This is a genomic window from bacterium, from assembly GCA_021372775.1.
In the GTDB taxonomy this organism is placed as follows: domain Bacteria; phylum Acidobacteriota; class Polarisedimenticolia; order J045; family J045; genus JAJFTU01.
The window spans coordinates 1-19,723 of the sequence record JAJFTU010000212.1 but is presented as its reverse complement, the minus strand read 5'-3'; the positions used below and the strand labels follow the sequence as shown (position 1 = coordinate 19,723).

The 19,723-nt window shown below is 74.0% G+C and carries 16 protein-coding genes and 2 pseudogenes; 9 read left to right on the top strand and 9 right to left on the bottom strand.

The window, feature by feature from the left end; translation table 11 throughout:
• Together lpxK and LLG88_07415 are read right to left on the bottom strand one after the other, a co-directional pair.
• On the bottom strand, positions 1-1,076 hold a 1,076-nt coding region (lpxK, locus tag LLG88_07420; GenBank protein MCE5246734.1), incomplete at its 3' end, for a tetraacyldisaccharide 4'-kinase.
• Positions 1,073-2,389, bottom strand: coding sequence for a hypothetical protein (locus tag LLG88_07415; protein MCE5246733.1), 1,317 nt, complete (start codon positions 2,387-2,389; stop codon positions 1,073-1,075). The genes lpxK and LLG88_07415, both read right to left, overlap by 4 nt.
• 126 nt (positions 2,390-2,515) lie before the next feature.
• Here LLG88_07415 and LLG88_07410 point away from each other — a divergent pair, with 126 nt between their 5' ends.
• From LLG88_07410 to LLG88_07395, 4 genes and pseudogenes are all read left to right on the top strand, one after another.
• Complete coding sequence (locus LLG88_07410) at positions 2,516-3,481, top strand: malate dehydrogenase (protein MCE5246732.1); 966 nt, start codon at positions 2,516-2,518, stop codon at positions 3,479-3,481.
• Between the two features lie 54 nt (positions 3,482-3,535).
• Positions 3,536-5,833 (top strand): carbamoyltransferase HypF, encoded by a 2,298-nt coding sequence (gene hypF, locus LLG88_07405; GenBank protein MCE5246731.1) that lies wholly within the window; start codon positions 3,536-3,538, stop codon positions 5,831-5,833.
• Positions 5,834-5,949: 116 nt separating this feature from the next.
• Positions 5,950-6,330: pseudogene (locus tag LLG88_07400) on the top strand (chemotaxis protein).
• Positions 6,331-6,489: 159 nt separating this feature from the next.
• A pseudogene (locus tag LLG88_07395) lies at positions 6,490-6,819 on the top strand (methyl-accepting chemotaxis protein).
• A gap of 85 nt (positions 6,820-6,904) precedes the next feature.
• On the opposite strand, the gene LLG88_07390 reads toward LLG88_07395, so the two are convergent.
• Positions 6,905-7,414 carry a DUF2058 domain-containing protein gene (locus tag LLG88_07390; GenBank protein MCE5246730.1) on the bottom strand — a complete coding sequence of 170 codons (510 nt, stop codon included), beginning with the start codon at positions 7,412-7,414 and terminating at the stop codon, positions 6,905-6,907.
• A gap of 55 nt (positions 7,415-7,469) precedes the next feature.
• Complete coding sequence (locus tag LLG88_07385) at positions 7,470-8,528, bottom strand: class I fructose-bisphosphate aldolase (GenBank protein ID MCE5246729.1); 1,059 nt, start codon at positions 8,526-8,528, stop codon at positions 7,470-7,472.
• A gap of 112 nt (positions 8,529-8,640) precedes the next feature.
• On the opposite strand from LLG88_07385, the gene LLG88_07380 reads away from it, so the two are divergent.
• Entirely contained in the window at positions 8,641-9,234 is a 594-nt protein-coding gene (locus LLG88_07380; protein MCE5246728.1) for a sigma-70 family RNA polymerase sigma factor, read from the top strand.
• The gene (locus LLG88_07375) at positions 9,231-9,485 is read left to right on the top strand and encodes a zf-HC2 domain-containing protein (protein ID MCE5246727.1); all 255 of its coding nucleotides are present in this window, start codon (positions 9,231-9,233) and stop codon (positions 9,483-9,485) included. Before LLG88_07380 ends, LLG88_07375 begins: the two co-directional genes overlap by 4 nt.
• A 328-nt stretch (positions 9,486-9,813) precedes the next feature.
• Here the strand turns inward: LLG88_07375 and LLG88_07370 are convergent, their stop codons facing one another.
• Both LLG88_07370 and fusA read right to left on the bottom strand, forming a co-directional pair.
• Positions 9,814-10,518 (bottom strand): hypothetical protein, encoded by a 705-nt coding sequence (locus LLG88_07370; GenBank protein MCE5246726.1) that lies wholly within the window; start codon positions 10,516-10,518, stop codon positions 9,814-9,816.
• Positions 10,518-12,611: an elongation factor G gene (fusA, locus tag LLG88_07365; protein ID MCE5246725.1), complete on the bottom strand. Its 2,094-nt coding sequence runs from the start codon at positions 12,609-12,611 to the stop codon at positions 10,518-10,520. Before fusA ends, LLG88_07370 begins: the two co-directional genes overlap by 1 nt.
• 325 nt (positions 12,612-12,936) lie before the next feature.
• Between fusA and LLG88_07360 the strand changes: the two genes are divergently transcribed.
• From LLG88_07360 to LLG88_07350, 3 genes are all read left to right on the top strand, one after another.
• Positions 12,937-13,725 (top strand): 4Fe-4S dicluster domain-containing protein, encoded by a 789-nt coding sequence (locus LLG88_07360; GenBank protein MCE5246724.1) that lies wholly within the window; start codon positions 12,937-12,939, stop codon positions 13,723-13,725.
• Complete coding sequence (gene nrfD, locus LLG88_07355) at positions 13,722-15,356, top strand: polysulfide reductase NrfD (GenBank protein MCE5246723.1); 1,635 nt, start codon at positions 13,722-13,724, stop codon at positions 15,354-15,356. Before LLG88_07360 ends, nrfD begins: the two co-directional genes overlap by 4 nt.
• Before the next feature lie 311 nt (positions 15,357-15,667).
• Entirely contained in the window at positions 15,668-16,432 is a 765-nt protein-coding gene (locus LLG88_07350) for an alpha/beta hydrolase (GenBank protein ID MCE5246722.1), read from the top strand.
• Between the two features lie 67 nt (positions 16,433-16,499).
• Here the strand turns inward: LLG88_07350 and LLG88_07345 are convergent, their stop codons facing one another.
• The 3 genes from LLG88_07345 to LLG88_07335 all read right to left on the bottom strand — a co-directional run.
• Positions 16,500-17,810, bottom strand: coding sequence for a hypothetical protein (locus tag LLG88_07345; protein ID MCE5246721.1), 1,311 nt, complete (start codon positions 17,808-17,810; stop codon positions 16,500-16,502).
• 87 nt (positions 17,811-17,897) lie between these two features.
• Positions 17,898-18,530: a zinc ribbon domain-containing protein gene (locus tag LLG88_07340; protein ID MCE5246720.1), complete on the bottom strand. Its 633-nt coding sequence runs from the start codon at positions 18,528-18,530 to the stop codon at positions 17,898-17,900.
• A 132-nt stretch (positions 18,531-18,662) separates the two neighbouring features.
• On the bottom strand, positions 18,663-19,723 hold a 1,061-nt coding region (locus tag LLG88_07335), incomplete at its 5' end, for a hypothetical protein (GenBank protein MCE5246719.1).

Here is a 19,723-nt window from a genome sequence, read left to right as displayed (position 1 = left end):
TCGCCGCCGCGGACGAGGAACTCCTCGCGCAGCACCGCCGGGGCGGGCGCGCCGGCCGGCCAGCGGACGGCGTCCTTGGCCGTGGTCACGACCAGCGCCGCGCTCGTCTCCTCGGCGCGGCGGCGGATCGTCGCCGCGTCGGCGGCGTCGTAGGCGTGGTGGTCCGGCACGACGACGTGCGCGGCGACGATCGCGCCGAGCGCGCGCAGCGAGGCGGCGAACCGCTCGGGGCGCGCGACGCCGCTGACGGCGAGGATCAGCTTCCCCTCGAGGACGGTCGCGGGGACCGCTTCGCCGGGGACGAGCGCCGGCTTCGAGCCCGGCGCGTTCGTCGCCGGTCCGTCGTCGGCCGAGACTCCTTCGAGGGTCAGCGTCGTCGGTCGGCGGCGCGCGGCGAAGAAGAGCGGCGGCGCCGCGGCGCCGGCGAAGAGCGCGGCGATCGGCGCCGGAACCTCGTCCGCGCGCAGCGGGCCGTCGTGTCCCGCGCCGAGTTCCTCCGGCGCGTCCGCGAGCAGGATCGCGCCGGCGCGGCGCAGCGCGCGCGGCCCCTCGCGCAGCAGGTCGGCGGGGGAGGCGGCGCGGGCGCGCGGCGACCAGGCCGCGTCGAGCAGCACGACGTCGAGCGCGCGGCGCAGCGCGCGGTGCTGGAAGCCGTCGTCGAGCACCGCGACGTCGGCGCCCTCGCGCGCCGCGAGGCGCGCCGCCTCGATCCGGCGGCGGGCGACGACGACGACGTGGGCCTTCGTCGCGCGCGCGATCAGCTGCGGCTCGTCCCCCGACGCCGAAGCCGGAACGAGGATCTCGCCGCTGCGCGCGACGAGCAGCGGCTCGGCCGCGCGCGTTCCGCCGTAGCCGCGGGAAAGGAGCGCGGGGCGCCGGCCGCGCGCGGCGAGCTGGTCGATCATCCACGCCGCGGCGGGGGTCTTTCCCGCGCCGCCGAAGCAGAGGTTGCCGATCGAGACGACCGGGATCGGGGACGATTCGGCGCGCTTCGCGGCGAAGGCGCCGCGCGCCGCCGCGCCCCACTGGTGCAGGCGGGCGAGCGCCGCGAGCAGCGGAAGCGGCGCGGACGTCACCGCGCGAGCTCCGCGAGGACCGCCGCGAGACGTCCGGCGACGCCGCGGCGCAGTGCGACCTCGGCTTGGATCGCGGCGCCGGCGGCGCGCGCTTCGTCCGGCGCGACGACCCAGCGCGCCAACTGCGCGCCGGCCTCGGCGAACGACGCCGCGGGCTTCACGCCGCCGGCCGCGACGAGCGGGGCGAGCAGATCGAGCTGGTGTTGGACGTTCGGGCCGGCGACGAGCGGGCAGCCGGCGACCGCCGCCTCGAGCGGCGTGTGGCCTCCGACCGGCGCGAACGTTCCGCCGAGCAGCGCGGCGGCGGCGAGCGGATAGATCCGCGGCAGCAGGCCGATCTTGTCCAGCAGCAGCGCCGCGGCGCCGTCCGGCGCGGGACCGCGCGAGGCCGGCCAGAGCGGGCCGAGGATCGCGGCGAGGCTCTCCGCCTCCGCGGCGAAGCGGTCGGGATGGCGCGGCGCGACGAGCCAGCCGACGCCGTCGGCCGCGGGGCCGAGCGCGGCCCGCGTCGCGGCGACGAGCGGCGCGGCCTCGCCGGGGTGCGCGCTGCCGAGGACGATCCAGGTCCGCGCGGCGTCCGCGCCCAGCTCGGCCGCCAGCGCGGACTTGGCGCCGTCCGCCGGAGGCGCGGGCGCGGCGTCCCACTTGAGGTTCTCGACCGGCCCGAGGCGCGCCTCGTCGGCGCCCGCGGCGAGCAGGCGAACGCGGTCGTCGGCGCTCGCCGGCGCGAGCAGCGCGAGGCTGCGCAGGCAGGGGCCGTAGAGGCCGCCCAGACGGCTGTAGCGGGCCGCCCGCTCGGGCGAGAGGCGGGCCGAGACGATCGCCGCCGGCACGCCGCGCTCGGCGAGCAGGGCGAGCCGCGTCGGCCAGATTTCGGTCTCGACGACGACGTGCAGCCGCGGCGCGGCGGCGTCGAGGAAGCGGCGCAGCGGGGCGACGGCGTCGAGCGGCGCGAGGCGGGCGCGGCCCGGCAGCTCGGCCGCGGCGCGCTCGCGTCCGGCGCGGGTCGTGGCGGTGACGAGGATCGGCAGGTCGGGACGCGCCGCGGCGAGGGCCGCGGCGAGCGGCTTGAGGGCGCGGATCTCGCCGACCGAGGCGCCGTGCAGCCAGAGGCAGCCGCGCGGGACGGAGTCCGCGAGGTCGTCGAGCGCCAGCCGTTCGGCGAGCGCCGCGGCGCGCGGATCGCCGCTTCGCTCGAGGAGCGCGAGGGTCGGCCGGGCCAGCGCCGCGGCGGCGCCGCCGACGGCGCGCCACACGGCGGCCAACGGCCCGAATCCGGCGCGCGGCGGCGATTCCTGTGCCCCTTTCGTCACGGCGCTGTATCTTGCGCCAGCAAGGAGCCGAGCGCATTCTCGATTCTCCGCGGCCGCAGCGAAACGGACGCGGACCCACCCCGTTGTTGGACCCGCGGCGCGTCGCGCCGCGATGGGAGACAAACAATGCTGGACAAACTGGGGATCATCGGCGCCGGCAACATTGGCGGCGTCCTGGCGCAGGAAGCGTCCCGCCGTCGTCTGGCCCGCACCATCGCCGTGGTCGACATCATGCCTCCCGACGTCGCGAAGGGGAAGTCCCTCGACATCGCCGAAGGCGCCCCCGTGCTGCATTTCGACGGCCGCTTCGAGGCCGGCAAGAGCTACGACGTCCTCGCCGGCGCGCAGCTGGTGATCAACACCGCCGGCGTGCCGCGCCGCCCGAAGCCGGACGGCACGCTCCCGACCCGCGAAGAGCTGCTGCAGACGAACCTCAAGATCACCGACGCCGTGGCGGCGGGCATCAAGGCCAACTGCCCGAACGCGACGATCATCTCGATCGCCAACCCGCTCGACGCGATCGTCTACCGCCTCAACCAAGTGCTGAAGCCGGCGCCGGGGAAGCTGTTCGGCATGGCCGGCGTCCTCGACTCCGCGCGCTACCGCTTCTTCGTGGCCGAGAAGTCGGGCGTGTCGGTCGAGAGCGTCGAGGCGCTGGTCCTCGGCGGCCACGGCGACGACATGGTGCCGGTCCGCTCCTGCTGCCGCGTGGCCGGCATCCCGGTGCAGTTCTTCCTCGACGACGCGACGCTCGACGCGATCGAGGCCCGCACGCGCGCCGCCGGCGGCGAGGTCGTGAAGCTCCTCGGCTCCGGGTCCGCGTTCGTCAGCCCGGCGTGGTGCGCGATCGAGATGGCCGAGGCGGTCGTCTTCGACAAGAAGAAGGTCCTGCCGGTCAGCGCGCTCTGCCGCGGCGAGTACGGCGCCGAAGGTCTGTTCGTCGGCGTTCCGGCGATCGTCGGCAAGGGCGGCGTGGAGAAGGTCCTCGAGATCCCGCTCACCGACGCCGAGCGCGCCGCGCTCGCCAAGTCGGTCGCCGCGGTGCGCAAGACGGCCGAAGAAGTCGTCCGCATCGGCGGCCAGCCGGCCTGAGTCCGGATCGATCGACGCGGCGGGGCGGCTTCGGCCGTCCCGCCGCTTTCTTCGATGCCGCCGCTTCCGTCCGCAGATCGACGCGCCTTGCGCCTCGCCGTGCGCGGGGTCGTGCAGGGCGTCGGCTTTCGTCCCTTCGTCTACCGCCTCGCGCGCGAACTCGAACTCGCCGGCTGGGTGCTCAACGGACCGGACGGCGTGGCGATCCACGTCGAAGGGGACGAGGCGGCGCTCGACGCCTTCGCCGCGCGCCTCGCCGCCGAGCCGCCTCCCGCGGCGCGGATCGCCTCGCTGGAGACCGAGCCCGCGGCGGCGGCCGGCTTCGCCTCGTTCGAGATCCGCGCCAGCGCGGCGGGGACGCGGCCGACGACGCGCGTCTCGCCCGACCTGCCGCTCTGCGCCAATTGCCGGCGCGAGCTGTTCGATCCCGCCGACCGGCGCTTCGGCTATCCGTACATCAACTGCACCGACTGCGGCCCGCGCTTCTCGATCGTCCGCTCGCTGCCGTACGACCGGCCGCGCACGACGATGGCCGCGTTCCCGCTCTGCCCCGACTGCGCCCGCGAGTACGAAGACCCGCTCGACCGGCGCCACCACGCGCAGCCGGTCGCCTGTCCCGTCTGCGGCCCGCACTACGTCCTCGAGTCGGACGCGGGGATCGTGGAAGGAGACGGCGCGGCGATCGCCGCCGCGGCGCGGCTGCTCGCCGCGGGCGGGATCGTCGGCGTGAAAGGGATCGGCGGCTACCACCTCGCCTGCGACGCGCGCGACGCGGCCGCCGTGGAGCGGCTGCGCGAGCGGAAGGTGCGCAAGGAACGGCCGTTCGCGCTGATGGCGGCGGACGAAGAGGAAGCGGCGCGGCTCGTCGCGCTCGACGGCGCCTCGCGCGCGCTGCTGCGCGGCGCGGCGCGGCCGATCGTGCTTGCCCCCGCGCGGGTCGAGCTGCGCGGCGTCGCGCCGGACTGCGACGAACTGGGCGTGATGCTGCCGTACGCGCCGATCCACGAACTGCTCTTCGCCGCCGGCGCGCCGCGCGCCCTCGTGATGACTTCCGGCAACCGCTCCTCGGAGCCGATCGCCTTCGACGACGACGCGGCGCGCGCCGATCTCGCCGGGATCGCCGACGCGCTGCTCGTCGGCGGGCGGCCGATCGCGCGCCGCGTGGACGACTCGGTCGTGCGGCAGGGGCCGCTCGGCCCGCAGACGACGCGCCGCTCGCGCGGGTTCGCGCCGGCGGCGGTCGGCGACGGCTGGCCGCGCGACGGGGCGATCCTCGCCCTCGGTTCCGAACTCAAGAACAGCCTCGCGCTGGTCGTGGACGGCCAGGCGTTCGTCGGGCCGCACGTCGGCGACCTCGACCAGCTCGCCGCGCGCGAGGCGTTCGAGGCGCTGGCGCTCGACTTCCTCGCGATGTACGAGGTGGACCGCGCGCGGCTCGTCGTCGTGCACGACGCGCATCCGGAGTGCGCCGGGCGCGCGTTCGCGGCGCGGCTGGGCGCGGCCTCGGCCGTGGCCGTGCAGCACCATCGCGCGCACGTCGCCTCCGTTCTCGCCGAGCGCGCGGCGTGGGAGGAACGGGTCGTCGGCGTCGCCTGGGACGGCACGGGCTGGGGCGACGACGGCACGGTCTGGGGGGGCGAGTTCTTCGTCGGCGGGCTCGCCGCGGGGCTCGAGCGGGTCGGCGCGCTCGCGGCCTGCACGCTCCCCGGCGGCGACGCCGCGGCGCTCTATCCGCCGCAGGCGCTCGCCGGCTACGTCGCGTGGGCGGGCCTCGACGCGGACTGGGCCGCGCCGCCGTTCTCGTTCCCGCCGCGCTTCTTCGCCGCGCTCGAACTGGCCCGACGGGGCGTGCGGGTCCACCGCACGTCGTCGGTCGGCCGGCTGTTCGACGCCGCCGCGGCGCTCTGCGGCTTCGTCCGCGCGCCGAGCTTCGAGGGGCAGGCGGCGATGTGGCTCGAGCACGAGGCGGAGCGGGGCGAAGCGGCGAAGGCGCCGGCGCCCGCGCCGACGTGGGACGGCCGGGAACTCGATCCGCGCCCGCTTCTCGCGGCGCTCGCCGCGGCGCGCGTCCGCGGCGCGGCGGCCGAGGACGTCGCGCGCTCCTTCCACGAGGCGCTGGCGGCGGGGCTCGCCGCGGCGGCGATCGACCTCGCGGCGCGCTTCGACGCGCGGACGGCGGTCCTCTCCGGGGGCGTCTTCCAGAACGTCCTGCTGCTGCGGTTCGCCGCGCGCCGGCTCGCCGACGCGGGGCTCGCCGTCTGGGCGAACCACGAGGTCGCGCCGAACGACGGCGGCGTGGCGCTCGGGCAGGCCGCGCTCGCCGCCGCGCGGGGCCGAGGCGATCGCCGGTAGCCGAGCGCGCCCGGAACCTAGGTCGCCGCCGCGGCCCCGTTGATCCGGCGTGCGGGCGCCGCTATCTTCGGGCCGCGACGCGCCGCATCGCTCCCGCGCCGCGAAAGGGGGCCGCCGTGGAGCTCGACCGCGAGACCGCCCAAGGGGTCGTGGACTTCATCCACCAAGTCACCCGCTTCCACGCCATCATCTGCGACCAGACCGGCGCGATCGTCGCCGACTCGGCGCGCAACCGCTTCGGCGTCGTCCACGGCGGGGCGCGGGCGATCCTCGGCGGCGCCGCCGACACCTACGGCGTGACGGCGGCCGAAGCGGCGGCGTCCGGCGGCAAGATGAAGGAGGGCTTCTCGATCGCCGTGAAGGACGGCGGGCGGAAGATCGGCACGTTCGGCATCTCCGGGCCGCTGGCGACGGTCGAGCCGGTGGCGCGGATCGCCTCGGAACTGGTCGTGATCCGCCTGCGCGACCGGGCGCGGGACACGACGCTGCGGGAGTCGATCCAGCGCTGCGCGCGGGAGCTCGGGGCGGCGGTGCGCGCCGCCGCGACGGCGGTCGCCGGCGTCTCCTCCGCGTTCAAGCAGCTCGCCGCGGCGGCGGAAGGGCAGGTCGCCGTTTCGGCCAACTCCGCGGAGCAGGTGAAGGGGATCGCGCAGGCGCTCGACCTGATCCGCAAGGTCGCCGCGCAGACGCGGATGCTCGGCCTCAACGCCGCGGTCGAGGCGGCGCGGGCGGGGGATCAAGGCCGAGGGTTCGCCGTCGTCGCCGACGGCGTGCGCCGCCTCGCCGAGGAGAGCAACCAGTCGGCCGCGGAGATCGGCGAGATGCTGGCGAAGTTCCAGAAGGCGTTCGAGATGGTGCTCAAGGGGGCGGAGCACTCGGGACGGTTGATCGACGAGCAGGCGCGGGCGGCGGACGAGATCGAGGGGCTGTTCGCGGCGGTGCGCCGCGCGGGGGAGGAACTGCTCGCCTTGGCCGAGCGTCTCTGACGGACGCGGCGCACGCGCGGCGCCGATCGGGGACGGGGCGCGCGCGCGGCGCCGCATAAGGGACGCGGCGCAGGCGCGGCGCCGATCAGGGGCGCGGCGGGCCGCCTTGGTTGTGGAAGCGGACGTACTCCGGCGCGGTCTCGGCGACGCGGAGCGCGGTCTCGCCGGGCACGACGACGAACTGCTCCGGGTCGGAGCCGGGGATCTCGCAGATCGCCAGCCGCCCCGCCTCGAGCTGCTTGCCGGCCTCGTCGGAAACCTCGAGGAACGGCGCCTTGCGGTCCCGGGTCACGAAGTGCCAGCGCCGCGGCCCGCGGATCCCGCTCGTCACGGCGCGGTCCTTGATCATCTGGACCAGCGCCGCGCGCGCCGTCTTCGCCGCCTGCTCCTTGGTCCGCTCCGCCTCGCGCGCCCGGTCGGTCTCGCGGCGTCCCCGCTCCTTGGCCAGACGCTCTTCCTCGGCGCGGCGACGTTCTTCGTCCACCGCGTCCTTGCCGAGCTTGTTGCGGCGCGCCTTCTCGTCGTGCGCGAGTTGCCGCGCCCGCTTGTCGTCGGCGAGCCCTTTCTTGAGCAGTTCGTCCTTCAGCGAGCCCATCGGGACACCAGCGGCGCGCCGGGCCCGCGCGGGGCGGGCCCGGCCGCGGAATGGTTCAGGCGACGGTCACGTCGCGGCAGAGGTAGACGTCCTGGATCGCGTTGAGCAGCGCGACGCCCTCGGCCATCGGCCGCTGGAACGCCTTGCGCCCGGAGATCAGCCCCATCCCGCCGGCGCGCTTGTTGATCACCGCGGTCTTGACCGCCTCGGCGAGGTCGGCCGCGCCCGAGGAGGCGCCGCCGCTGTTGATCAGGCCGATCCGCCCCATGTAGCAGTTGGCCACCTGGTAGCGGCAGAGGTCGATCGGGTTGTCGGTGGTCAGCTCGTCGTAGACCTTCTTGTTCGTCTTGCCGTACCCCTCGGCCTTGAGCGCGAGGTAGCCGCCGTTGTTCTCGGGGAGCTTCTGCTTGATGACGTCGGCCTGCAGCGTCACGCCGAGGTGGTTCGCCTGCCCGGTGAGGTCGGCGCTGACGTGGTAGTCCTTGTCCTTCTTGAACGCCGGGTTGCGCAGGTAGCACCAGAGCACGGTGACCATCCCCAGCTCGTGCGCCGCCTGGAAGGCTTCCGAGACCTCCTGCAGCTGGCGCGTCGCGCCGTCCGAGCCCCAGTAGATCGTCGCGCCGACGGCGACGGCGCCCATGTCGAACGCCTGGCGCACGTCGGCGAAGGGGACCTGGTCGAACTTGTTGGGGTAGGTCAGCAGCTCGTTGTGGTTGAGCTTGAGCATCATCGGGATCTTGTGCGCGTACTTGCGCGACACCGCCCCGAGCACGCCGAGCGTCGAGGCCACGGCGTTGCAGCCCCCCTCGAGCGCCAGCTTGACGATGTTCTCCGGATCGAAGTAGTCCGGGTTCGGCGCGAACGAGGCGCCGGCGGAGTGCTCGATCCCCTGGTCCACGGGCAGGATGGAGACGTAGCCGGTGCGGGCGAGGCGCCCGGTGTTCAGCAGCAGCTGGTAGTTGCGGAGCACGTTCGGGCTGCGGTCGGTCGCGGCGAGGATGCGGTCGACGTAGTCCGGGCCGGGGAGGTGCAGCCGCTCCTTCGAAATCGTGCGGCAGACGTGGTCGAGGAGCGGCGCGTCGGCGCCGAGAAGCGTGCGGATCTTTTCGATCATCGGGGCCTCCATCGAGTCGTGGAACCGATGCATCCCGGTCGATCCGGGGTCGGACGCAAGGTTATCATGCGGGACCCGCCGCGGTTCGGCGGCGCGGGGCCGGAGGTCGGCGGTGGCGGACGAGAGCCGGGACGACGCGGCTTTTCTCGAGGCGGTGCGGCGCGGCGACGCCGCGGCGTTCGACCAGTTCGTCGAGCGGTTCGGCCCGATGATCCTCGCCTTCGGGATGCGGTCGTGCGGACGGCGCGAGGACGCCGAGGACGTCTTCCAGGAGACGCTGGTCAAGGTCTTCACGCAGCTCCGCGGGCTGGAAAACCCCGGCGCGCTCAAGACATGGCTCTGGCGGGTGGTGGCCAACGAGTGCCTGATGAGCCGGCGCGGGCCGCGGGATCCGGCGCGCTCGATCGGGATCGAAGATCTGCGCCCGCCGGGGAGCGACGCGCCGGTGGAGTTCGCCGATCCGCGGGCGGCGTCCCCCGAGGGGGCGGCGATCGCCGCCGAGGAGCGGGCGCGGGTCGAGGCGGCGCTCCGCAACCTCTCGCCCGACCACCGCATCATAGTTTTGCTCCGCGACTTCGAAGGGCTGAGGACCGCCGAGGTCGCCGACGTGCTCGGCATCACGGAAGCCAACGCCAAGGTGCGGCTCCACCGCGCGCGCACGGCGCTGCGCGCCGAGCTCGCGGCGGGGCCGGAGGAACGGCGATGAGCGAAGGGGCCTGCGAGGAGGTCCGCGGGCGGCTGTCGGAGTCGATCGACGGCCAACTCTCCCCCGCGGAGGAGACGGCGCTGGCGTCCCACCTCGCCGCCTGCCCGGCCTGCCGCGCCTTCGCCGAGGAACTGCGGCGCGCGGTCGAGGCCTGCCGCCGCCTGCCCCTCCCTTGCGCGGACGACGAGTGCCTCAAGCGCGCCGTCGCCGCGGCCCGCGCGGAGCTGTTGCGCCGCGGTCTGCTGCGCTGAGCCGATCCGCCTCCGTCCGCCGAGTCGATCTCGGCCCGTCGAGTCGATCTCGGTCCGTTGCGCCGAGCCGCCCGTCCCGCCGTCGGGAGGGCGCCGCGGCGATTCGTCTTTTCGCGCGGCGCCCCGCGCCGCACATTCCGCGCGTGCCGCGACGCCGGACGGGGCGCCGCGGACGGGCGTGCGGGGGGAGGCGCGCAAGGGGGACGAGGCGGCCGCGCCGTTCGCCGCGCGGCCGCCTCGGCGCGGCGGACGGGCGCCGAAAAGAAAACCGCGCCGCGCGGGAGGCTCCCGGCGGCGCGGCTCGGCGCTCCCCTGCGCGGGGGGCGGATCACTCGGGGAACAGCAGCATGCTCTTCGGGTCGAGGAGGATGTTCGTCCCCCGCTCGAGGAAGTGCTCCTTGTCCTTGAGCACGAAGAGGCGCATCCGCCCTTCGTCGTGGATCAGGCGGAACCCGAGGTCCACGAGGTCCTCGATCCCGTCGGCGGGGTAGGGCAGGTGGCCCGGCTGCGGCGGCGCGTCGCGGTGGACGCGGCAGGAGAGCCAGAGCTCGGCCTCGTACTGGGCCGCGATCCGCTTGAGGTCCTCGACCGTCGCGCGCGGCATCGACTCCAGCTCGAGCCGGTCGAGGATGATGACGTCGGGGCGGAACTCCATGTGCGCGTCGATCAGCTCGAGCGCCTTCTCGAGGCGCGCCGGGCTGAAGACGTTGCCGACGAAGGTGTTGATGTGCCGCCGCCGCTCGACGGCCAACTGGAGCTCGGCCAAGGGGACTTCCTTCTCGTCCTTGGCGATCTCCTTGAGCAGGTCGTCGTACCAGGAGCGGACCTTCTCCACCGTGCGGTGCAGGGTGACGTGGAGCACCCGCTGGCCGGCGAGCAGCCCGTCGAGGCCGACGCCGACGAGGAACGCGGTCTTGCCCGCGCCGGCGCGCGCCATGACGAGCCCCATCTTCCCCGGACCGGGGCCCGGATGGCCGTCGTGTTCCAGAAGCAGACGCGGCGAGCGGCGCAGCTTGAGCATCAGCTCCGTCATCACTCCTCCTCCGCCGCGGCCGCCGCGGCGCCCTTGTATTCCGTGAGCAGCTTCTCCGAGACCTCGCGCGGCACCGGAGTGTAGCGCGCGAACTCCATCGTGAACTCGGCCTTCCCCTGGGTGGCCGAGCGCAGGTCGGTGGAGTAGCCGAACATTTCGGAGAGCGGCACCTCGGCGTCGATGCGGGCGAACCCCTCGTCTTCCATCGAGCCGATGATCGTACCGCGGCGCTGCATCAGCGAGCGGTAGATCGTCCCCTGGAATTCGCCGGGGCCCTCGACGGAGACCTTCATCAGCGGCTCGAGGATCTGCGGGCCGGCGCGGCGGTAGGCCTCGCGGAACGCCTTGCGGGCGGCCGCCTGGAAGGCCATGTCCGAGGAGTCGACCGCGTGGGCGGCGCCGTCGTTGATCACGACGCGGATCCCGACGATCGGGAAGCCGATCATCGCGCCCTTGGCCAGCGCCGAGCGGAACCCCTTGTCGCAGGAGGGGATGTACTCGGAGGGGATCAGGCCGCCCTTGATGTCGTCCACGAACTCGTAGTCCGCCCCTTGGAGCGGCTCGAGGTAGCCGGCGACGCGGGCGTACTGGCCGGAACCGCCGGTCTGCTTCTTGTGCAGGTAGTTGAACTCGGCCCGGCGGGAGATCGCCTCGCGGTACGCCACCTGCGGCGCGCCGGTCGTGACCTCGGCGCCGTACTCGCGGCGCATCCGCTCGACGTAGACGTCGAGGTGGAGCTCGCCCATGCCGGAGATGACCGTCTCGCCCGACTCCTCGTCCACCCGGACGCGGAAGGTCGGGTCTTCCTTGGTGAAGCGGGAGAGGGCCTTGCCGACCTTCGCCGCCGCGGCGTTGTCGGCCGGCTTGAGCGAGAGGGAGATCACCGGGTCGGGGACGTGCATCGAGGTCATCGTCAGGTCGACGCCCTCGCTGGTGAAGGTGTCGCCGCTGTGGCAGTCGATGCCGAACAGGCCGCAGATGTCGCCGGCGCCGGCGTCCTCGATGTCCTGCATCTCGTCGGCGTGCATCCGGACGATCCGTCCCAGCTTGACCTTGCGGCCGTTCCGCTGGTTGACGACCGTCCCGCCCTTGACGAGCTTCCCCTCGTAGACGCGGATGAACGTCAGCTGGCCGTAGCGCCCCTCGTCGAGCTTGAAGGCGAGGGCGACGGTCGGCTTGTCGGGGTCCGAGGTCAGCCGGACGCTCTTTTCCTCGTCGCCGGTGGCGATCGCCTCCGCCGTCCGGTCGAGCGGCGAGGGGAGGTAGCGGGTCACGGCGTCGAGCAGCGGCTGCACGCCCTTGTTCTTGTAGGCCGAGCCGATGAAGACCGGCACGAGCTGCAGCGCCAGCACCCCCTTGCGGATCGCGGCGTGGATCTGCTCGACCGTCTCGGTCCCCTCGAGGACCGCCTCGGTCAGCTCGTCGGAGAAGAGGGTCAGCGTGTCGAGCATGTCGGCGCGCCGCTCGTCGGCGAGGGCCTTCATGTCGGCCGGGATCTCGGCGTACTCGAGGTCGTTCCCGTCCGGGCCGCGGAAGTAGATCGCCTTCATCTCGACGAGGTCCACGAGCCCTTCGAACTTCGCCTCGAGGCCGATCGGCAGCTGCATCAGCACCGCCCGCAGCCCGAGCTTCTCGCGCAGGTCGCGGACGACCTTGTCCGGGTGGGCGCCGGTGCGGTCGCACTTGTTGACGAAGGCCAGGCGCGGCACGCCGTAGCGGCGCATCTGGCGGTCCACGGTGATCGACTGCGACTGGACGCCGGCCACGGCGCAGAGGACGAGGACCGCGCCGTCGAGCACCCGCAGCGCCCGCTCGACCTCGATCGTGAAGTCGACGTGCCCCGGGGTGTCGATGATGTTGATGTAGTGGTCCTTCCAGGTCACGTAGGTCGCGGCGCTGGTGATCGTGATGCCGCGCTCGCGCTCGAGCTCCATGTGGTCCATCGTCGCGCCCACGCCGTCCTTCCCCTTGACGTCGTGCATGGCGTGGATGCGGCGCGTGTAGAACAAGATCCGCTCGGTCAGCGTCGTCTTGCCCGAGTCGATGTGCGCGGAGATTCCGATGTTCCGGATCCGGCTGATGTCGCTGATCATGGGGTCGCTTCCATCCCGCGGCCGCCGCGCGGCCGCGTCGCAAAAAGTAGGTTCGCGCTTCGTTGTGGGAAGCCGGCTTCCCGACGGCGGGACGCCGCGCGCGCGCGGCAAAGGTACGGCGCGCGTTCGAACCGGCGGACTATAGCGCATCCGCTCCGGCCCGCCAGTCGGCGGGACGGGACGGGGCGGGCGGCGGAGAATCGGCGCGGCGGGGCGGGACGAAAGGGCTAACTCGGCCTTATACTCCGGCAATGGCGAACCGACAGTTCTTCCGGGTTTGACGACCGGCGTCCACGCCGGCCGACGGCCCCTTGAGGAGCGACTCATGTCCGGTCCAGCGGGCGGCGATCTCGGCCACGCCTTCGGGCTGCTCTTCGACGGCACGCGCTGCATCGGCTGCGGCGCCTGCCGCGAGGCGTGCAAGGAACGGAACGGCCTGCCGCCGACGCCGTTCGAGCCGGAGACGGAGGACCTCTCCTCCCGGACGTTGACGGTGGTCAACCTCCGCGCCGGCCGCTACGTGCGCCGCCTCTGCATGCACTGCGCCGAGCCGACCTGCGCCTCGGTCTGCCCGGTCGGGGCGTTCGAGAAGACGGCGTCCGGGCCGGTCGTCTACCGCGCCGAGCGGTGCATCGGCTGCCGCTACTGCATGCAGGCCTGCCCGTTCGAGGTCCCGCGCTACGAGTGGGAGAAGCCGCTCCCGCTGGTCAAGAAGTGCGACCTCTGCGCCGACCGGGTCGGGCTCGGCCTGCCGACCGCCTGCGCGGCGGTCTGCCCGACCGGCGCGACGACGTTCGGCCGCCGCGCGGATCTCCTCGACGAGGCGCGGGCGCGGATCAAGAAGGAGCCGGGACGCTACGTGGACCACGTGTACGGCGAGAAGGAGGTCGGCGGGACGTCGGTCCTGCTCCTCGCCGGCGTGGCGTTCGACCGCCTCGGCTACCGGACCGACCTGCCGACGACGCCGCTCCCCGCGCTCAGCTGGCGGGTGATGTCGCAGGTGCCGAAGTTCGTCGTCGCCGCGGGGGTGGTGCTCGGCGGGATCCATTGGATCACGCGGCGCCGCGAGGACGTCGCCGCGGCCGAAGGGCGGGAGACGGAGGACGACCGATGACCGCCTCCGTCCGGCGCGCCGACGCCCCCCCGACGCTCAAGGAAGTCCTCCGCGAACTGGTTCTCCCGGTCACGGTCTGGAAGGTCGTGACGGCGCTGATCCTGCTCGTCGGCGCGGCGGCGGCCGCGCAGCGGTTCTTCCTCGGCCTCGGGCGCACGACCCACCTCACCGACCTCTTTCCGTGGGGGTTCTGGATCGGCTTCGACTTCCTCGGGATCGGCCTCGCCGCGGCGGGGTTCACGATCGTCGCCGCGGTCCACGTCGGGAACATCCACCGCTTCGAGCCGATCGTGAAGCCGGCGGTGCTCACGGCGTTCGTCGGCTACCTGCTCGTCGCCGCCGTGCTCGTCGTGGACCTCGGCCGCTTCGACCGCTTCTACCACCCGCTGATCCTCTGGAACGTGCACTCGGTGATGTTCGAGATCACCTGGTGCCTGACGCTCTATTCCTGCGTGCTGGCGATCGAGTTCGCGCCGGTCGCGCTGGCCCGGTTCGGCTTCAAGGCGCCGATCCGCTTCCTGCGCGCGGTCTCGCTGCCGTTCGTCGTCGCGGGAGTGATCCTCTCCACGCTCCACCAGTCGTCTTTCGGCTCGCTCTACCTCGTCGTGCCGGGGCGGCTGCACGCGCTCTGGTACTCGCCGATCCTCCCGTTTCTGTTCTTCCTCTCCTGCATCGCCGCCGGCGTCTCGATGATCGTGCTCGAGTCGCTCTGGCTCTCCCGCTACGGCCGCCACTCGCTGACGCTCGACCTGCTCTCCGATCTGGGGAAGGTCGTCGCCGTCGTGCTGGCGCTCTACGGCACGGTGCGCGTGCAGGACCTGATGGAGCGGGGGGCGCTCGAACGGGCCTTCGCGCTCGACTACCCGTCGATTCTCTTCCTGGGCGAGTTCCTGCTCGGCGTCGTCCTGCCGGCGGCGCTCCTCCTCGCGCGGCCGGTGCGCGAGTCGCGCACGGGACTGCTCTGCGCCTCGGTGCTGGCGGTGATGGGGTTCGCCGCCAACCGGATGAACACCGTCGTCACCGGGATGGAGTCGTATCCGCGGCTCGTCTACTTCCCGTCGTGGCAGGAGATCTCGATCTCCTTCGCCATCGCCGCCGCCGGCTTCGTCGCCTTCCGCGTCTTCTCGCGCTACTTCGACGTGCTGCACGCTCCCGAGGCCGAGTTCCGTTCCGCCGCGCCGCGGCCGCTGCCTCCGCCGACCGTCTCGCTCGGGCCGCGGGCCCGCGGCCTGCGGGCGACCGGCGTCGTCTTCGGCGCGGTCTTCGTCGTCTCGCTCGCCCTGCTGGGGCACTTCTATCTCGGCGCCCGCCGCGCGGGGCCTTCCGCGCCGGCGGAGGAGAAGCCGGCCGACCTGGCCCCGGCGCTCGCCTCGCTCCGCACGCCGCCCGACATCGTCTTCCGGGCCGCGGGAGGTCCCGGCGCGGTCACGTTCCGCCACCTCTCGCACGTCGACAACGGCGCGCCCAACTGCCGCTCCTGCCACGGCGAGCGGGCCTTCCGGCTGCTCCCCGCCGCGGCGGGGCCGGGACGAGGTTCCGCGCTCGGCGAGACGGCGCACGACCAACGCCACTGCGGCTCCTGCCACGGCAAGGAAATCAGAGAGAACTGCAGTCACTGCCACGCCCAGTGACCGCCGAGCACCGTGATCGCCGAGCACCGTGACCGCCGAGCACAGTGACGCCGAGCACAGTGACGCCGAGATTGTTGCTGCCCCCGCGGGCGGCCGGACCGGCGTCCCGCGGCGGGCGGCGGCCGCGGCGGGATCGCGATCCGCGTCATCTCGCCGCGATTCGGGCGTCCAGAGCGCCCGCCTCTTCCCGCCGCCGGGAGTCTCCTCCCCGGCGGCAGGCGGCGACGGGCGGAGCGGACGCCTGAATGCCTACGGATCTTGATTCCCGTGCCTCGTGCAACAATCTCGGCGTCACTGTGGGGAGGAACGGCGTGAGGGCGGTGGAGTTGGAGGGGCGGGACTGCCGGCTGCGGTTCCACGACTTGGACGGGGCGGGGGTTCCGCTGCTCTTCGTGCACGGCCTCGGCTGCGCGGGTTCGTACGACTACCCCGCCGTGGCCGCGAGTCCGGCTCTCGCCGACCGCCGGCGTCTGCTCGTCGATCTGCTCGGATCGGGGTTCAGCGACCGGCCGCCCGACTTCCCCTACACCGTGGACGCGCACGCGGACACGCTGCGCGCGCTGATCGACGCGCTGTCGTTGACGTCGGTGGACGTCTACGGCCACAGCATGGGCGGGGCGGCGGCGATCGCGCTGGCGGCGCTGCCGGGGGACCGGGTGCGGCGGCTGGTGCTTTCGGAACCGAATCTCGAGCCCGGCGGCGGAACGTGCAGCCGGGCCATCGCCCGGTACGGCGAAGAGGAGTACGCGGAGCGGGGGCAGCGGCGGATCGCGCAGGAGGCCGCGCGGGCCGGCGACCGCGTCTGGGCGGCCTGCCTCGAACGCTCCTTCCCGCGGGCGATGCACCGCGCGGCCGTGTCGTTGGTCGAGGGGAGCGACCCGACGTGGCGGGAACTCCTCGTCGGCCTGCGGATGCCGCGAACCGTGATCTTCGGCGCCCGGTCCCTTCCCGATCCGGACGCGGAGCGGCTGAAGGAACTCGGCGTCGCGGTGCGGGTCGTCCCCGACTGCGGCCACGCGATGGCTTGGGAGAATCCCGCCGGACTGGCCGCGGCGATCCGCGCAAGCCTCGTCTGAGGGCCGCGGAAAAGGGAAGCGCCCCTCCGCGGAGTGGCGCTTCGTCGTCTCGTGACCTGGCGGGCCTTCAGCCGAGCAGGCGCTGCATCTGGGCGCCCCAGACGTCGGTCGTCGTGTGCACCGCGCGTCCGACGAAGCGGGCCCGCAGCCAGGCGAGCTCCGGCGCCCGCTTGATCCCCACCGCGTAGTGGGCGAAGCGCGGATCCCGCTCCAACTGCTCGTCCGAAACGTAGATCGGCTCGCGGCGGTAGCCGATCCGCGCCAGCGCGGCGTTGAGCCGCTCGGCCGCGGCTTCGGGAACGTCGCGGTCGGCCGGGTCGGCGGCGAAGAGGTAGGTCGCGCGGGCCGAGGCGCTCGTCGCCTCCCAGGCCAGCGTGAGGCCGCGCCCCGGCGAGACGAGCGGGAAGAAGAACGAGAAGAGCGGCGCGAGGACCGCTTCGTCCCTCGTCGCCGGACGCGTCGTCTCGTAGCCCGGATCCCATTCGGCGACCGAGCCGGTCGGCTCGTCCTCCGCCGCCTCGGCCGCGCCGCCGTCGTCCTCGAGATCGGCCGCCGGCACGAACTTGTAGCTGGCGAAGGTCCGGCCGGTCGCCTGCACGGCGAGCGCGCCGTAGTACGCCTTCCGCTCCGGGCTCACCGCGCGGTCGCTGAGCGCCGTCGGCAGCCGCGGGTCGATCCGCGCCAGGTCCTGCAGCGCGGCGAGGCGCGTTTCCGGCACGGCGGCGGCGACCTTGGCGATCGTCGGCGGGTCGAGGAAGGGGAAGAGCATCTCGACCACGTGCGCGCCGAGGCGCGCGCGGTCCTCCGTCGCCTCGCGCAGCAGGCGCCGCACGTTGGCGGTCTCGCGCGCCATGTGGCTGATCGTCGTCCGGCCGCGCGCGTCCTCGAGCTCGACGGCGTACGAGGCGTCGTCGAAGCGGAGCGCGCGGAGCCCGGCGAGCGGCACGACGAACGCGCCGGGCCCGGGGGGCAGGACGGCGAGGTGCGAGGCGTAGACGCGGATCTGCGCCTGCCCCTCGGCCAGCGCCCCTTCGCCGTCGCGCCGCACGACGACGTCGAAGCGGCCCAGTTCCTTCTCCTCTTCGACGAGCAGGCAACGGGCCAGACGGTCGCGCCACTGGTTGCGCAGCGCGAGGGCGAAGCCGGGGAGCGCGCGCCCCATCTGGCCGAAGACGAACCGCCAGCCGCCGAGCAGGCCGAGCCGCAGGTCGTAGTCGGTCAGCTGGAAGTCGTCGATCTCGCCGAGGTCGCACGAGAACGGCGCGCCGCCGTCGGGCAGGACGACGAGCCGCTCGGCCGTCAGCTCGACGCGGCAGGCGCCATCGCGCAGGGCGCGTCCCTGCAGATCCGTGAAGGAGAACCGGCCCCCTGCGTCCACGCTCGCCCCTTTCGCGCCGGCGCCCCCTTGCGCGCGGCGGTCCCCGCAATTCGGCGGGCGCCCGACGCCGGGCGCCCGCGCCGATCGTCACCCGAGCTTGGCCCCGCACTCCGGGCAGAACTTCGTTCCCGCTTCGGCTTCCGTGCCGCAGCGGCCGCAGGTCGCCTTGGCCCGCATCGGCTTGCCGCACTCGCCGCAGAACTTCCCCCCTTGGCTGCGCGCGCCGCAGTGCGGGCAGAGGGCGGTCGTCTCGGTCTCGAGGTCGATCCCCTTGGTCAGGTCCTGTTCCTCGATCTTCTTCTTCGCCTGTTCGACCGTCGCCGTCGCCTGCGCCGCGGCGATCTCCGTCTCGAGGTTCGGCGCGCAGTCGTGGCAGAGGCCGCGCTTCTCGTTCCAGCAGGTGGCGAGGCAGGCCCACTGCGAGCACTTCGGGCACTTGCGGAAGTGCGGCTTCGCCTCCTCGATCGCCTCGCGGAACGCCTTGTCGCGCCCCGGGCCCTGCACCGCGCGCTCGATCTCGTAGGCGCCGCCGCCGGCCGAGCCGAGGATGCCGCCGAAGAGGTTCCCGGCGGCGCGGAGCACGCTCCCCGCCATGCCGGTGACCGAAGCGCGGAACTCCGAACGGTAGCCGGAGCCGCAGCGATCGCAGAAGAACTCGAACTGGTAGCCTTTGTCGGTCGAATGATCGGTGTGGTTCTTCGTGAACTCGATCAGCGCCATCCTTGTCTCCCTGCGCCCCAAGCGCGCGGCGATTTTAGGTGCGGGGCGCGGGGCGGATCAACGGCCGCGCCGCCGGAAAAGGCCGGCGCGTCCCGCCCGCGGCGCCGGACGCGTCCGGCGCGCGGCGGCGCGTCAACGCGGGAGGACGGGGGCGAGGCGGGGATCGCGGCGCGCGAAGTCGCGCAGCGGCGCGGGGGCGCGCGGCCACGCCTCGGCGGCCAGACGGCGCGCTTCGTCCGCGCGCCCTTCGGTGGCCCGCACCAGCGCGAGCAGGAGCTGGGCGCCCGGCTCGCCGGGGCTCAGCGCGAGGCAGCGCTCGAGGTCCGGGCCGGCCGCGGCCGGCTCGGCGAGGCGCGCGGCGGCGCGGGCGAAGAGGGCGCGGGCGAGCCAGGTGCGGACGGCGTCGTCGGCGGGACGCTCGCGGCGCGCCCATTCGAGCTTCTCGACCGCCTCGGGCAGGCGTCCCGCCTCCTCCGCCGCGCCGGCGCAGAAGGTCGCCGTCTCGACGTCCGGGGCCTCGGACCAGAGCTTCTCCCCGAGGCGGAGGGCGAGGTCGGGACGGCCGGCGGCGCGCAGGAAGAGGCCGGCGTTGAGCGCCGGGAAGGGGGAGCGACGGCCGCCGAGCCAGGCCGGCCACGGCTCGGAGACGCGCGCTTCGGCGGTCAGGCGGCCGGCCGCGGCGTCGAGGTCGAGCGGCGCGTCGCCGTCGGCGGCGCGGACGAAGACCGCGGCCGCGGCGTCGAGATGCGCGAGGCGCCACGCCGGACTGCGGGCGAGGCGCGCGGCGAGCTTCGGGGTCTCCATCGCCGCGTGCGCGAGAACGACGACGTCCGCGTCGTACCGCGCGGTCAGGTCGGCCGGATCGCCGTCGCCCCCCATCACCTCGCGGCGGTAGGTCTCGAGGAACGACGCGGGGTAGCAGGAGGTGTTGCCGGCGATGAAGACGCGCCGCGCCGGGTAGAGGCGGCGGAGCAGTGCGCCGCCGCTCTGGAAGTCGTTGACGATCTTGCCGCGGACGGGGCGGGCGGCGACGAACTCCGCCGCCGCGATCGGCACGCTCCGCTCGTCCACGCCGAGGCCGGTCCAGCCGGGGGCGCGGTAGGTTCCCGGCGCGAGCCACCCCGCGAGGCGCAGCAGGCAGCAGAGGACGAACGCCGCGACGGCGAGGGCGGGGACGCCGCGCCGCGAGAGCG

What these genes read in the sequence shown, in the direction of transcription:
- LLG88_07410 (MCE5246732.1), top strand. Translation starts at nt 2,516, where the DNA reads ATGCTGGACAAACTGGGGATCATCGGCGCCGGCAACATTGGCGGCGTC.
- LLG88_07375 (MCE5246727.1), top strand. Translation starts at nt 9,231, where the DNA reads ATGAGCGAAGGGGCCTGCGAGGAGGTCCGCGGGCGGCTGTCGGAGTCG.
- LLG88_07360 (MCE5246724.1), top strand. Translation starts at nt 12,937, where the DNA reads ATGTCCGGTCCAGCGGGCGGCGATCTCGGCCACGCCTTCGGGCTGCTC.
- hypF (MCE5246731.1), top strand. Translation starts at nt 3,536, where the DNA reads ATGCCGCCGCTTCCGTCCGCAGATCGACGCGCCTTGCGCCTCGCCGTG.
- nrfD (MCE5246723.1), top strand. Translation starts at nt 13,722, where the DNA reads ATGACCGCCTCCGTCCGGCGCGCCGACGCCCCCCCGACGCTCAAGGAA.
- fusA (MCE5246725.1), bottom strand. Translation starts at nt 12,611, where the DNA reads ATGATCAGCGACATCAGCCGGATCCGGAACATCGGAATCTCCGCGCAC.
- LLG88_07385 (MCE5246729.1), bottom strand. Translation starts at nt 8,528, where the DNA reads ATGATCGAAAAGATCCGCACGCTTCTCGGCGCCGACGCGCCGCTCCTC.
- LLG88_07390 (MCE5246730.1), bottom strand. Translation starts at nt 7,414, where the DNA reads ATGGGCTCGCTGAAGGACGAACTGCTCAAGAAAGGGCTCGCCGACGAC.
- LLG88_07340 (MCE5246720.1), bottom strand. Translation starts at nt 18,530, where the DNA reads ATGGCGCTGATCGAGTTCACGAAGAACCACACCGATCATTCGACCGAC.
- LLG88_07370 (MCE5246726.1), bottom strand. Translation starts at nt 10,518, where the DNA reads ATGACGGAGCTGATGCTCAAGCTGCGCCGCTCGCCGCGTCTGCTTCTG.